Annotated in this window: 12 protein-coding genes and 1 pseudogene; 2 read left to right on the top strand and 11 right to left on the bottom strand. The window is 67.1% G+C overall.

What is annotated here, in order from left to right; translation table 11 throughout:
- Positions 1-25: 25 nt before the first annotated feature.
- The 6 genes from ACSQ3N_RS00215 to dinG form a co-directional block, all read right to left on the bottom strand.
- Entirely contained in the window at positions 26-454 is a 429-nt protein-coding gene (locus ACSQ3N_RS00215) for a hypothetical protein (RefSeq protein ID WP_056171770.1), read from the bottom strand.
- A gap of 177 nt (positions 455-631) precedes the next feature.
- Complete coding sequence (locus ACSQ3N_RS00210) at positions 632-895, bottom strand: hypothetical protein (RefSeq protein WP_436145309.1); 264 nt, start codon at positions 893-895, stop codon at positions 632-634.
- A 74-nt stretch (positions 896-969) separates the two neighbouring features.
- Positions 970-1,476, bottom strand: coding sequence for a pyridoxamine 5'-phosphate oxidase family protein (locus ACSQ3N_RS00205; protein WP_056171553.1), 507 nt, complete (start codon positions 1,474-1,476; stop codon positions 970-972).
- Positions 1,477-1,594: 118 nt separating this feature from the next.
- On the bottom strand, positions 1,595-2,080 hold the full coding sequence (locus tag ACSQ3N_RS00200; RefSeq protein ID WP_436145308.1) for a macro domain-containing protein: 486 nt from the start codon (positions 2,078-2,080) through the stop codon (positions 1,595-1,597).
- Positions 2,081-2,086: 6 nt separating this feature from the next.
- A complete protein-coding gene (locus tag ACSQ3N_RS00195) occupies positions 2,087-2,446 on the bottom strand; it encodes a zinc ribbon domain-containing protein YjdM (protein ID WP_396504170.1) in 360 nt (119 codons plus the stop codon).
- Positions 2,447-2,495: 49 nt separating this feature from the next.
- Positions 2,496-4,676, bottom strand: coding sequence for an ATP-dependent DNA helicase DinG (gene dinG, locus ACSQ3N_RS00190; protein ID WP_436145307.1), 2,181 nt, complete (start codon positions 4,674-4,676; stop codon positions 2,496-2,498).
- Between the two features lie 161 nt (positions 4,677-4,837).
- Between dinG and ACSQ3N_RS00185 the strand changes: the two genes are divergently transcribed.
- Positions 4,838-5,125, top strand: a complete 288-nt coding sequence (locus ACSQ3N_RS00185; RefSeq protein WP_396504168.1) for a hypothetical protein — start codon at positions 4,838-4,840, stop codon at positions 5,123-5,125.
- 148 nt (positions 5,126-5,273) lie between these two features.
- Here the strand turns inward: ACSQ3N_RS00185 and ACSQ3N_RS00180 are convergent.
- From ACSQ3N_RS00180 to ACSQ3N_RS00160, 5 genes and pseudogenes are all read right to left on the bottom strand, one after another.
- A pseudogene (locus ACSQ3N_RS00180) lies at positions 5,274-5,919 on the bottom strand (HAD family hydrolase).
- Between the two features lie 173 nt (positions 5,920-6,092).
- On the bottom strand, positions 6,093-6,695 hold the full coding sequence (locus ACSQ3N_RS00175) for a hypothetical protein (protein ID WP_436145306.1): 603 nt from the start codon (positions 6,693-6,695) through the stop codon (positions 6,093-6,095).
- Between the two features lie 223 nt (positions 6,696-6,918).
- Positions 6,919-8,799 (bottom strand): B12-binding domain-containing radical SAM protein, encoded by a 1,881-nt coding sequence (locus ACSQ3N_RS00170; RefSeq protein ID WP_436147899.1) that lies wholly within the window; start codon positions 8,797-8,799, stop codon positions 6,919-6,921.
- A gap of 239 nt (positions 8,800-9,038) precedes the next feature.
- Positions 9,039-9,587 carry a gamma carbonic anhydrase family protein gene (locus tag ACSQ3N_RS00165; RefSeq protein WP_056171542.1) on the bottom strand — a complete coding sequence of 183 codons (549 nt, stop codon included), beginning with the start codon at positions 9,585-9,587 and terminating at the stop codon, positions 9,039-9,041.
- A 99-nt stretch (positions 9,588-9,686) separates the two neighbouring features.
- Positions 9,687-10,340 (bottom strand): TetR/AcrR family transcriptional regulator, encoded by a 654-nt coding sequence (locus tag ACSQ3N_RS00160; RefSeq protein ID WP_056171540.1) that lies wholly within the window; start codon positions 10,338-10,340, stop codon positions 9,687-9,689.
- A gap of 139 nt (positions 10,341-10,479) precedes the next feature.
- Here ACSQ3N_RS00160 and ACSQ3N_RS00155 point away from each other — a divergent pair, with 139 nt between their 5' ends.
- Positions 10,480-11,556, top strand: a complete 1,077-nt coding sequence (locus tag ACSQ3N_RS00155) for an MBL fold metallo-hydrolase (RefSeq protein ID WP_436147898.1) — start codon at positions 10,480-10,482, stop codon at positions 11,554-11,556.
- Positions 11,557-11,572: the final 16 nt, after the last annotated feature.

Genomic DNA, 11,572 nt, shown 5'->3' with positions numbered 1-11,572 from the left:
GGTTGTAGGGTGGGCGGCGCTGCCGTCAGTGGATGCGCCCGGCCAGCGCCGCCTTGACGGCGGTGCTGGCATGAAAGGCCCCCAGCACCGTGACGGAGGCGATAGTGGCCTCCGCCAGCGGGGCGGGTACGTCGTTATCGATGCTGACGAGGCCCAGCACGCGGATCTCCAGCACCTGCCCTGCCGCCTGCACGGCTTCCAGCTCGGCGCGGCCGAATCGCTGCAGACCGAGCACAAGCATCTTGCGGGCCACCACCTGCCGCACGGCGTCGCCCTGGGCAGTCAGCTGGTTGCGGATGGCGGTGCGGATGAAGTCCGTGCGGTTGGCATAAAAGCCTTCGGACACCAGCAGGTCGATGTGGCCCAGGTCCACGAACCCCAGGTTGATGGTGATTTTTTCCGAATCGGGGACTTTGCCGCGCACGGCCACGGGTGCAGGTGGGGTGGATGCCATAGTACTCTCGGTTGTTGACTAACCATCCATATGGATGTTTATTGGATGGTTTATGGATGTCAATTGGATGGCTTCGACATCTTTTCAAGAGCTCGTCCCCAAAATAAAAAAGAGCCCGGAGGCTCTTTTCGTAGCGGGCCATGGAAACCCGGATGTGGAGCGCTGCGCTGCGCCGCCTCAGCCCGCGCCGCGGCTGCCGCCGCCACCGGTGCTGGCTGCGGCACCCCGGCGCGACTGCACCTGGTTGCCGCTGCCGATGTGGGCGTCGCGGTCGTGGCGGCTCTCGGGGGAGCGGCGGCCCTGGTTCAGCTGCGTAGCGGGTTTGTCGCCGGTGCTGTTGTGGGCCTGGGCGACCTTGCCGGAGCCTTCGTTGTCCTGGGTGGTGCGATCGGCCTCGGTACTCATGTCGCCATCGTCACGGCGGTTTTCCTTGCTGCTCATAAAGCCTCCTGGGTGTCGGTGCTGGATGTGGGTGTGCAGAGGTGGCGCGCCGGCGGTGCGGCAGCGCCTGCGGATCAGGACAGGGTCAGTTCCTTGTGCTCGCCCAGCTCGCGCGGGGGCTCGCCGGTGACGGCCGCCTTGGCCATCTTGAACAGCTGGACCATCTTGCTTTCCTTGACGTCCCAGTACTCGGCGTGGCGGATGCGCACGGCCAGCAGGGCCAGGTCGGCATCGGTGTAGCCGCCCGGGAACCAGGCCTTGGCCATGGGCGACCACAGCGCTTCCTTTTGTGCCAGGTCGTCGATGAAGCGGGCCTGGCCCGACAGCGAGACATAGCTGTCGTCGCCTGGGTCGGCGTACGACACGTTGACTTCGCCATCGGTCAGCAGGCGCTCGTACAGCTCGCCGGACTTGGAGATGAAGAAGTACAGCTCGTTGTGCTCATCGATGCTGCGGTTTTGCGTGGTCAGGGGGTGTGCATGCAGCATGCCCGACGCGGTGCGGTGGGTGAGCATCCCGAAGCGGATGTCCTTGATGAGTTTCCACAGGGTGTCGTGGGCGGGTGTGCTGTTGCTAGGCATGAAAGGGCTCCAGTGCGATGAGGTATGAAGCGACTGTCGGCCCGTTGGCGTGTGCCCGGCGTCGTCTGCCTGCCCGCCTGTGCGTGGGCGCTTGTCTGACATGCGCCGCAGCCCCGCGTCAGCGCCGCGCGGTGTACTTCACGATGGTCACTGCAGCCGCGTAATCCACGCTCTCAAGACTCTGCAGCATCCACTGCAGCGCCTGGTCTGCGCGGGTGCCGCCGGTCCCGCCGCCGATGATCGGAAACGCCACCGACCCGAAGCCATGCTGCTGAACCAACGCCATGGCCGACAGCACGGACTGCTGGATGGAGCGCTGCGACGACACCCACCACAGGCTGATGCCCGCCACGTGGATGATGCCCTGGTGGGGCAGCCGGCCTGCCCCCGTCAGCACGGCACCGCCCAGCGGTATGGGGCCATGGCGGGCCAGTTCGCGAAACGGCTGGTACCCAGCCCTCCGCTTGATCGCGCCCGAGACGCCCTGCGGCAGCAGCAACCACCACGGGACGATGTTACGGTTCCAGGCATTGACGATCACGTCGGCGTGCTGGTCCAGCAGGTCGCCCTCCACCACCTTCACTGCCGCGGTGCTGCGTTGCACAGGGGCTCACGCCTTCTTCAGAAACTCGGACTTCAGCAGCATGCTGCCCAGGTCCGTCTTGCAGTCCACGTTGTGGCCGTCGGCGCCGTCCACCAGGCGGATGCTCTTGATCTTGGTGCCCTTCTTGAGCGTCGATGACGATCCCTTCACCTTGAGGTCCTTCACCAGGATCACCGCATCACCGTCGGCCAGGGGGTTGCCGTTGGCATCGCGCACGGTGGCGTCGCCTGCGTCCGCAGCCTCTTCGTCGGCGGCTGCAGCGGCCTGGGGCCACTCCAGCCCGCAGTCGGGGCACACGTACAGGCTGGCGTCGGGGTAGGTATTCTCCTGGCCGCATTGGGGGCAGGCGGGGGTGGTGTGGGGCATCGGGGTGTCAGGTCAGGGAATCGGTGGATGGTCGTCGGGGCCGTTGGCGCTACAGCGGCGCACGCTGCTGCAGTGCAAAGGGCGGCAGGCCCTTGAGCAGGCGCTGGCCGTAGCTCGTGCGCATCAGGCGCTTGTCGTAGCAGTACACGTGGGCCTGGTCGTCCTCGGTGCGGATGGCGCGTCCCACCCATTGCGCCAGGCGGATGGCGGTGGCAGGCACCACCAGTTCGCTGAACGGGTCGCGCCCCACGGCGCGCAGCCACTCGGCACGGGTTTCGCCCACGGGGTCGTCGGGCGGGGCGAACGGCAGCTTGGTGATGAACACCGACTCGCACAGCCGCCCGGGCAAATCCAGCCCTTCACCGAAGGACTGCATGCCGAAGATGACCGAGGGCTCGCCGTTCTCCACCCGCTCGCGGTGGCGCTTGAGCAGTTGCGTGCGCGGCAGCGCGTTCTGCACCAGCACCACGCTGCGCATGGCGGTGGGCAGCGCATCCACGGCCTGGCGCATCTGCTCGCGCGAGGTGAACAGCACCAGCGCGCCGTATTCCACGCGGGCGATGTCGTGCAGCAGCGCATCGACCATCTCGGCCGTGAACTGCGCGGCGTTCTTGGGGTCGGCGCGCGTCTCGGCCGCGATCAGCGTGCCCTGCGCGGCGTAGTTGAAGGGGCTCGGGACCTCCAGCGTGGTCGTGGTGTCGTCGCCGTGCAGGCCTGCTTCGCGCAGGAAGAAGTCGAAATTGCCGCAGCTGTTGAGCGTGGCCGATGTGAGCACCGCGCCGCGCACCGCATTCCACAGGTGGTTGCGCAGCGTGGTGCCGGGCAGGATGGGGCTGGCGTGCCCCTTGACGACGATGAAGTCACCGTCGACCTCGAGCGTGAACCACTTGGCGGCCGGCACGAAGCTGCGGTCTGCGCCCTGGGGTGCGTCCTGCAGCAGCAGCTGCGCGGTGGCGTGCAGCTCTTCCAGCCGCGGCGCGAGCATGCCGATCTGCGCGTACAGGGTGGACAGGCGCTTGGCCTCCTCCGGCTTGTCGCGCATCTCGGCCCGCAGCGCCTTACTGATGGCGCGCAGAGCCTCAAGGAACCCGTCGGCGCTGGCGGCCAGCAGGCCCAGCGGGGCGATGAGCGGCTCGGGCAGCTCGCCGCGCGGCACCCGCACGCGCGCCGGGCCCCAGGTGTCCTTCTGGCTCTTGAGCGCCGCGCCGTACACGTCCATCACGATGCGCGCCAGGTCCTGCAGCGTCTGGCGCAGCTGCGCCGCGTGGCGCGGGATGTCGGCAATCTCTTCGACCTCCAGCAGCGCACCGATGCGCAGGCCCCGGCTGGAGAGGCGGTCGATCCAGGTCAGGCGCGACAGGTCCATGCTGCACGCAAACTGCTGCAGCGCAGTGGCGGGCAGGTGGTGGGCTTCGTCCAGCACCAGCAGGCAGTTGTCCAGCTCGGGCAGCACGCGCGCACCCAGGGACGACAGCAGCAGGTCGTGGTTGGCCACGATGACCTGCGCGCCCACCAGCTCCTTGCGCTTGTCGTAGTAGGTGCACTGGCTGAAGGCGGGGCAGTGCTTGCCGGTGCACGACGCGCCCTCGGCCGCCACGGGGCTCCACACCTCAGGCTCGGGCGGGGTCTCCAGGCTGTCGCGGTCGCCGTCCCACGCACCCTTGGCCAGGGTTTGCGCCATGGCGCCGTAGAACTGGATGCGCGCCTCGGTCTCCTGCCGCGGGCGCTTGGCGCGGGCGGCGGCCTCTTCCTCTGCAAACAGATCGTCGTCCTCGGACTCCTCTTCGGCCTCGCCCGTGCCCGCCAGGCGATCGAGCTTGAGCTTGCACACATAGCGGCCGCGCCCCTTGGCCAGCGCAAACTTGAAGGGCTGCGGCATGAGCGCGGCCAGCGCGGGCAGGTCCTTGTTGACCAGCTGCTCCTGCAGCGCGACGGTGGCGGTGGAGATCAGCACCCGCGTGCCGCGCGACAGCGCCAGGGCAATGGCGGGGGCGCAGTAGGCCAGCGACTTGCCCACGCCCGTGCCGGCCTGGATCACCGCGATGGCGCGCGTGGGCGGGGCGGCGTCGCCGTCTTCGCTGTCCACCTTGCCCAGCGTGGCAGAGCTGAACGTGTGCGCCACCTGCTCGGCCATGCGCCGCTGGCCGTGGCGGCTGCGAAAACCCGGGGTGGCCTGCACCACCGCATCGAACGATTCAAGGGCCTGCGCGGCCCACACCTGTTGAGACATACAGTAGTGTCGCATGCCGAGCGGGCTGCAGATCGGTCACCGCCCCGCGCCGGGTGGGCGCACCCGCCTACACAGGCGCGTGCATGGGCTGCATAGCATGGCTCACCGGCTTCAGCGGCCGCCCCGTCGCAGCGCGACGCCCACCAGTATCCGGAGGCTCCATGGCCCAATCCCCCAGCCAAGAAAAAGACGTCACCCCATCCGCCCCCGTGCCGGCCCGTACCGAGCGCCGCACGAACACCACCAACCCGACAGAGCAGCCCGGCAGCGGCCCTGAAGACCTGGGCGGCCCGGAGGCCCGCCTGCCCCACGAACGCGACCAGGCCACCGACATGACCGACGGCGAACGCCATCCGGAGATCGAGCAGGCGTACAAGGATGTCAAACGCGGGCTGCAGGACACGGACCGCGGGGTGCCTGCGCACAACGCGTACCAGAAGCAGAAATAGAAATAGCGCGGTGGGGGCAGCCGCCTTGCTACACATTCGGTAGCTAGTGGCGCAGCATACAAGCGCGCGAAAACCCTGTTTGAGTACCAGAACACGTCGCTCGGAGGTGCTCAGGTCTTCCAGAGCGCCCTGCCCTCAAGGCCTGGCTTCATAGGCGTTGCTGCGTTGGTCTGGTGTCGATAAACCACCGCCCCACATGTCCGTGCGCTACCTCCAGCGACGCCAGCACGCTGTGGCAGCGCGTTGCGATGTCGTCCGCAGGGTGCTTGAGGTCGGGCACGACCACCACAGCCACCCCCGCCGCCTGCGCTGCACGCGCCCCGTTCTCGCTGTCTTCGAAAGCCAAGCACTGCGCCGGGTCCACCCCCAGCCGCGCGGCGGCCAGCCGGTAGCAGCATGCCCACGCGGGCGAGGCGGTGCTCGATCTCATCGCGGCGTGACGACGAAGCCACCGCGCACGGCACCCCTGCATCGCGCAGGGTTTGCAGCAGTACCGCGGCACCGGGCTTGATGGGAAACAGCGGCTCGCTGCCGGTGTCTGCGAGCCGGGTGGCGACCTCGTGCAGCACCTGCTCGAACATCGGCCGCCCGCCCAGCATCGCGGTCAGCAGGGCGTCCGAGTCGCGCGAGGCGCGGCCCACCACCTGCAGGTAGTCCGCCTGCGCCAGTACGCAATTCAAAGATGCCGCCGCATCGATCCAGGCGCGCAGGGTCACGCGTTCGGAGTCGATGAGCAGGCCGTCCATGTCGAAGATGGCGGCTCGGAAACGGGGTGCGCGTTGTGGTTCAGTCATGGGACTGCGTTGCTCCGCAGTGGGCAGCCATTTTGGATAGCCGCAGTGGACAGCACGGGCATGCACTTTGTACTTCTACGTTGTCGCTACCTTGGGTGTTGATACCCCTTCCTCGCGGCCAGTCCGGCCAATGTGCGGCACTCCAGCCGGCTCGGCATGCCATACCGAAAGTTCTAGCCCATGCGCGAAGGAAGTGTTTCAAGCGGCACGCCGTCGCGTGCTCTCGCGATGAAATGGAGGGCTTGTTTTGATCGGTCGAAGAACAGCTTGCGCCCATCATCCAATACGACGAGAAATCCCTGCGAAATGTTGTTGAAGGACTCTTTGGAGTACCCCGCACCCCATTGGTTGGTGCCGACAACAGCGGCGATGGTGCCGAGCGAATTGTCAAGGTCCGTCAGGGACACCCGATCGCCAACCTGAATGTCAGTTCCGTCAGCGTAGTGGCAATCAGACGCCGGAGCCGGGGGTGGGCTGCTGGGTAAAAATGCCGGAAGCACACCCAACAGCAGCGTGCCGATAAAAAGTGCCCAGGGGCCTAGGAAGAGTGTTCCGAGCAGACCTTTATCGCTCAAGCAGATCAAGGCCATCAAAGCGCCCAAACAACCGACCGTAATACCCCACGCGCCCGCTTTCCCTCGCAAAGCCATGACCACACCAGTCGCGGCCAACCCCAGCATGGGCAACCCCCACAGTTCCCACAAGGCGCTGCCTCCGAAGCCGGGGCCTCCGGCCGCCAGCAATGAACCCGGAAGCGACAGAAAAATGGATGCCATCGCAGCCCCAACAGCCGGCCTGATCCCGTTGACACAGGCCGTGGGCTGACGGGCAAGAAGTAATGGTTCTCTCCGATCCTTCATCATTTCGGCCTCCGCCGGTGCCTGGATGGGAGGCACATTGTTTTGGGCGGATTATGCGTTCTTCAAGCGCGCGCACTGCATGCTGGTGGCGACCCTCGGCGAATGGTGGAGACGACCGTCGAACAATGCTGAGTCTGCACTAACCCCGCTCCCGCAGCGCCCGCTCAATCCGGTCCCGCCGCACCGTCGTCTTGGGCACCTTGAACGGAAACCACATGCGCACGTCCTCTTCCACCCCGATGCCGTGCATGTAGTTGTAAATCGCCTTCTTCAAGCCCGCGCCCAGCGCATCGTGGTCCACGCCCGTGGGGTCGATGAAGGCCACGTCGTTCTTCGCAAAGTCGCCCGGTGGCAAAGGTGCCAGCGTCACGCCGTACTCTTCGGGGTTCTTGCCGACGGGCGAGTGCACCGTGCACGCAAAGCGGTGGAAGAACCCGCTCTGGATGCAGCCGTTGGCGAACAACTGGCGCACGTATTCGAGCGCGTCCACCGTGTCCTGCACCGTCTGCGTCGGAAAGCCGTACATCAGGTACGCATGGACCAGGATGCCCGCGTCGGTGAAGGCCTTGGTCACACGCGCCACCTGGTCCACCGACACGCCTTTTTTCATCAGCTGCAGCAGCCGGTCGGATGCGACCTCGAGCCCGCCCGATATCGCGATGCAGCCGCTGTCGGCCATCAGTTCGGCCAGGTCGGGCGTGAAGGTTTTCTCGAACCGCACATTGCCCCACCAGCTGATGCCGGCGTTGCGCGCGATCAGCTCGGTCGCCAGGGCCTTGAGCGCCTTGGGCGGCGCGGCTTCGTCCACGAAGTGAAAGCCTGTCTGCCCCGTCTCGCGGACGATCGCCTCGATGCGGTCGGCCAGCACCTCGGCGCTCGCGCCTTCGTAGCGGCTGATGTAGTCGAGGCTGACGTCGCAGAAGCTGCACTTCTTCCAGTAGCAGCCGTGCGCCACGGTGAGCTTGTTCCAGCGCCCGTCGCTCCACAGGCGGTGCATGGGGTTGAGCATGTCCAGCAGCGACAGGTAGCGGTCCAGCGGCAGGCCGTCCCAGGTGGGCGTGCCCACTTCGGCAAAGGCCACGTCGGCTTCCATCATGTTGATGTACTGCACTGCTCCGTCGCCACCCTCGCCGTCGTTGCGCACAAAGGTGCGCACCAGCCGCTGGCGGCCGCGCTGGCCCTGCAGGTGCTCCAGCAGCGCGAGCAGCGGGCGTTCGCCCGCGTCCAGCGTCACGAAGTCGATATGGTCGAACACGCGCGGGTCGGCCAGCTCGCGCAGCTCGGTGTTCACGAAGCCGCCGCCCAGCACCGTGGCGATGCGCGGCCAGCGGGCCTTGACGGCCTGGGCGATGCGAAATGCCGCGTATACGGACCCCGGGAACGGCACCGACAGCAGCACCACCGTGGGCTGGTGGCGCTCGATGGCCTCGTGCGTGAGTTGCACCAGCATGTCGTCCACCAGCGTGGGCGGTGCGGCCAGCGCCGTGGCCAGCGGGTCGAACGTGGGCTGGCTGCCCGCCAGCGATTCGGCGTAGCGCACAAACTCGAAGCGCTCGTCCACCGCGTCGCGCAGCACATCGGCCAGGTCGTTCAGGTACAGCGTGGCCAGGTGCTTGGCCTTGTCGTGCAGGCCCAGGGCACCGAACGCCCAGCCCAGCGGGTCGCCGCCTTCGTCGTCCACATACACGTCCAGCGTCGCAAAGCGCGGCCCCTCGGGCAGGTAGTGCCGCCCGGCAATGCGGTGCGCCAGCGTGCTGTCGCGGCCCTGCAAAAAGGCAATGGCCGGGCCGATGGTCGCCAGGTACCGGTCCTGCTGCGCGGCAAACGACTGCACGGCGGGGCTGCGCTGTTTGGCAGGTAGGGCCGCCACGCGCGCCGCCACGTCCTTCAGGCCGTCGGGCGACAGCAGCCGCAGCACCAGGGCCAGCGCCAGGTCTTCCTGGAACGCGGTGATGCCGCGCGAGCGCAGAAAGCCCGTGAGGTACGCGGTGGACGGATAGGGCGTGTTCAGCTGCGTCATCGGCGGGATGACGGCGAGCACGCGCGTGGTGGTGGGGGAGAGGGCGGCGGCAGGCATGGTGGGGGCCGCCATGGGGCGGATGCCGATTATCGGCGCAGGCGAAAGACATTGGCTGGGTGCACACATCGCTATGCGATCGCGGAACGGGCTGCCCAGCGGCAAACGCTGGCTGGTGCGGGCATCGTGATGCGTGCGGACCCGCGGGGCGCCTGGGCGGCGGGACCCTGTCCGTCCGGTGGCTAGGTCCCCATCGCGGTGCCGCCCGCAAGGTAGTTGTTCTTCACCCGCACATAGTGCTCGGCCGAGTATTTGAGGTACGCGATCTCAGCCTCGGTCAGCGCGCGCTGGCGCACCGCGGGCCGGCCGATGTAGAGGTAGCCGCTTTCCAGCACCTTGCCGGGCGAGACTAGGCTGCCAGCACCCAACATCACGCGGTCTTCGATCACCGTGTCGTCCATGACGATCGAGCCCATGCCGATCAGGCACTCGTCGCCGATGCGGCAGCCGTGCAGGATGACCGAATGGCCGATGGTCACGTAGTTGCCGATGACGAGCGGCGAGCCCTCGGGCTTGGCTGGATTGCGGTGCGACACGTGGCCCATGGTCAGGTCCTGCACATTGCTGCATTCGCCCACCACGATGCGGTTCACGTCGCCGCGCAGCACCGCGTTGCACCACACCGAGCTGTCGCGGCCCAGGGTGACATCGCCGATGACCTGGGCGGAGTCGTGCACGAAGACGCCGGTATCGACGGTGGGGAAGGTATCGAGGTAGGGGGCGAGGGGCATGGCGGCGCTGCGGGTGAGTGGATGAAGAGACCGGTGGAGCGGCGAGCGTAACGGCTCGCGGTTTCAAAAAGGCAGGATCAAGGCGCCATCAAAACGGCTTCAAACGGCTGCAGCGCCCTGGCGCGGTACCGCATAGAAGCCCAGGAACATGTCCACCGCATCGCCCAGTACCTGCTGCTGCTCGGGCGCGGTGAGCGGTGCGCCGCCCATGGCCAGTTGGGGCCAGAAGGCGAACGACTTGACCATGCCGTGCAGCTGGTGGGCGGCGTACTGCGGGTCCACGCCCGCGCGCAGTGCGCCGTCCTGCTGGGCGGCGCGAATCCAGCGGGGCAGGCCCTCCTCCTTCTCGGACAGGCGCGCCACCATGGCCCGGGCGCGCTCGGGGGTGTGCATCATCTCGGCCATCGCCATGCGCGACAGGTCGATGAAGCTCGCGTCGTTCAGCAGCTCCATCTTCTGGTCCAGCACCGCCAGCAACTGTGCGCGCAGCGGCTGGTGCGCGTCGTAGGCCACGTCGGGCAGCGAATGGCTGCGGTCCCACAGGTGGTCCAGGATGGCGCCGAACAGCTCGTCCTTGCTGGGAAAGTGGTTGTACACCGTGCGCTTGGACACCTCGGCCGCCGCGGCCACGCGGTCCATGCTGGTGCCGTTGAAACCATGTTCGCGGAACTCGCCGATGGCGGCCTGCACGATGGCCTCGCGCTTGCGGTCGGTCAGGCGGGTGGGGGCAATCACTGTGGCAGGCTCGGTCATGGCCCCATTTTACACCGGGGAGTTTACTTTTTATAAAAGTGAACTACACTGTGCAGTGCACTTTTCGGAAAAAGCACTTATGCTTCGCCGCATTCCACCAATTCCCCGCATCTTCCTCATCCTTACCGTCGTCACCGCCATGGCCTACAGCATCCTTTCCTGCACCTCCCTGCCGGCAACATCGTATGAACAGTCGCCCCAACAGGTGGACGGCAAGTTCCGCAACGCCGCGCCGCGCCAGGCGCCGGGTTTTGCCAAGACGATGGGCATCATGTGGCGCTTCATGACCGACAAGCCCGCCGATGCGGTGCCCGCAAAGCCGCCCCAGGTGCTGCCGCTCACGCAGACCGACCTGCTGGCCGCGCCGGACCTGAGCCTGTGGCGCCTGGGCCACTCGACCATGCTGCTCAAGCTGCAGGGCCAGTTCTGGCTGACCGACCCGGTGTTCTCCGAGCGTGCCTCGCCGTTTTCCTTCATGGGCCCCAAGCGCTTCCATGCGCCGCCGATTGCCATCGACGAGCTGCCGCCCATCACCGGCGTGGTGCTGTCGCACGACCACTACGACCACCTGGACCACGCGGCCATCCTGCAGCTGGCCCCCAAGGTCGCGCACTTCGTCACGCCGCTGGGCGTGGGCGACCGCCTCATCGCCTGGGGCGTGCCGGCGGCCAAGGTGCAGCAGTTCGACTGGTGGCAAGGCACCACCATCGCCGGCGTGAAGCTGGTAGCCACGCCCGCGCAACACTTCTCGGGCCGCACGCTGTCCGACGGCAACCGCACGCTGTGGGCGTCGTGGGTGATGGAGGCAGGCGAAGGCACCGGTGCGACGCGCCTCTTCTTCAGCGGCGACACGGGCTACTTCGACGGCTTCAAGGCCATCGGCGAGCGCTTCGGCCCGTTCGACCTGACCATGATCGAAACCGGCGCCTACGACGCGCAGTGGCCCGACGTGCACATGCAGCCCGAGGAAAGCCTGCAGGCCCACCTGGACGTGAAGGGCCACCATTTGATGCCCATCCACAACGGCACGTTCGATCTGGCGATGCACGTGTGGACCGACCCGTTCGACCGCATCACCGCACTGGCCGACAAGGCGGGCGTGCCGCTGGTGGCGCCCGTGATGGGAGAGCGGCTGGATATTCGGCAGCCTGCGCTGTCGAAGCAGTGGTGGCGCGGGGCGGCGGCGGACGCAGGCGCGGGCACTGCAGCGCGTTAATTGCGGTGCTGCGATG

Source organism: Acidovorax sp. LjRoot194 (assembly GCF_964253015.1).
Lineage (GTDB): Bacteria > Pseudomonadota > Gammaproteobacteria > Burkholderiales > Burkholderiaceae_C > Acidovorax.
The sequence above is the reverse complement of the archived record's forward strand: the minus strand, read 5'-3'. Positions and strand labels throughout refer to the sequence as shown.

Bases quoted from the DNA above. Each gene is read 5' to 3' on its own strand.
- ACSQ3N_RS00195 (WP_396504170.1), bottom strand. From the start codon at position 2,446: ATGCCCCACACCACCCCCGCCTGCCCCCAATGCGGCCAGGAGAATACC.
- ACSQ3N_RS00205 (WP_056171553.1), bottom strand. From the start codon at position 1,476: ATGCCTAGCAACAGCACACCCGCCCACGACACCCTGTGGAAACTCATC.
- ACSQ3N_RS00155 (WP_436147898.1), top strand. From the start codon at position 10,480: ATGGCCTACAGCATCCTTTCCTGCACCTCCCTGCCGGCAACATCGTAT.
- ACSQ3N_RS00165 (WP_056171542.1), bottom strand. From the start codon at position 9,587: ATGCCCCTCGCCCCCTACCTCGATACCTTCCCCACCGTCGATACCGGC.
- dinG (WP_436145307.1), bottom strand. From the start codon at position 4,676: ATGTCTCAACAGGTGTGGGCCGCGCAGGCCCTTGAATCGTTCGATGCG.
- ACSQ3N_RS00160 (WP_056171540.1), bottom strand. From the start codon at position 10,340: ATGACCGAGCCTGCCACAGTGATTGCCCCCACCCGCCTGACCGACCGC.
- ACSQ3N_RS00185 (WP_396504168.1), top strand. From the start codon at position 4,838: ATGGCCCAATCCCCCAGCCAAGAAAAAGACGTCACCCCATCCGCCCCC.
- ACSQ3N_RS00170 (WP_436147899.1), bottom strand. From the start codon at position 8,799: ATGACGCAGCTGAACACGCCCTATCCGTCCACCGCGTACCTCACGGGC.
- ACSQ3N_RS00210 (WP_436145309.1), bottom strand. From the start codon at position 895: ATGAGCAGCAAGGAAAACCGCCGTGACGATGGCGACATGAGTACCGAG.
- ACSQ3N_RS00215 (WP_056171770.1), bottom strand. From the start codon at position 454: ATGGCATCCACCCCACCTGCACCCGTGGCCGTGCGCGGCAAAGTCCCC.
- ACSQ3N_RS00175 (WP_436145306.1), bottom strand. From the start codon at position 6,695: ATGGCATCCATTTTTCTGTCGCTTCCGGGTTCATTGCTGGCGGCCGGA.